The 1,055-nt window shown below is 33.3% G+C and carries 1 protein-coding gene; it reads left to right on the top strand.

Annotated elements, in window-relative coordinates; translation table 11 throughout:
* A partial coding sequence (locus DNK84_RS13700) for an AMP-binding protein (protein WP_162902514.1) occupies positions 1 to 974 on the top strand: 974 nt, incomplete at its 5' end.
* Positions 975 to 1,055 lie beyond the last annotated feature (81 nt).

Genomic DNA, 1,055 nt, shown 5'->3' on the forward strand with positions numbered 1-1,055 from the left:
ATGTGCCTACTGATTCAAATTATCCAGATACTAGGATTCGTTATATACTCAAAGATATAGCCACTTCATTACTACTCACCCAGTCTGTTTATTTAGACCGTCTTAATAAATTAAAATCATCTCAAGCACTTGAGATGATTGCAGTAGATGAGATAGATTATGGTCAAGAGTCGTTGGATAATTTAGCACCGTTTAGTCAAGCCAGTGATTTGGCTTATGTAATCTATACATCCGGTACAACTGGTCAACCTAAAGGGGTGATGATAGAACATAATAGCCTTGTTAATTTTATTTCAAACCAAGCTAGCTATTATTTCATTAATAATCTAGATGTAATTGCACTATTTTTTCACTATGTTTTTGATGCATCTGTTGAACAAATTTTTATTGCAATAACCACGGGTGCAAAGCTAATTATCTTTGATCAAAAAAGCATTGACCACTTGGATAATATTAAATATTTACTACAAAAAAATAAAGTGACACATTTTCATGCAACACCTTCCTACTTGAAATTATTAGGTAAAGGTTTGCATTTAGAATGTATAAAACGCATTGTTTCGGGAGGTGAAGCTTTTCAGGATTTCAGTTATTTAAGTTCACAACATATTTTTAATGAATATGGTCCGGCAGAAGCAACAATTTCATCCTTAGTGTCTCAGATATTTGCCAGAAAAAATATCCTTGGCCAGCCAATAAAAAATAATAAAATTTATATTTTAGATAATTTTGGTATTCCTGTGACCCCAAATACGATAGGAGAAATTTATTTAGCAGGTATAGGTTTATCAAGAGGTTATTTAAACCAACCTGAACTGACAAAACAGCGTTTTATTGATAATCCCTTTGCGACAGATGAGGATTTTGAAAAAGGATATACGCGTTTGTACAAAACGGGTGACTTAGCGAGAGGGTTGTCTGATGGCAATATTGAGATTATGGGTCTCTTTGACTTCCATGTAAGATTACGATGACTAACGTTCGAATTCTGAGAAATAGTAGCTGCTATATGTTCAATGTATCGTACTAAACAAATCTTTTGTCATGTCGATGTG

Origin of the sequence: Facilibium subflavum, assembly GCF_003574485.1 — a bacterium.
Taxonomy (GTDB): Bacteria; Pseudomonadota; Gammaproteobacteria; order Francisellales; family Francisellaceae; genus Facilibium; species Facilibium subflavum.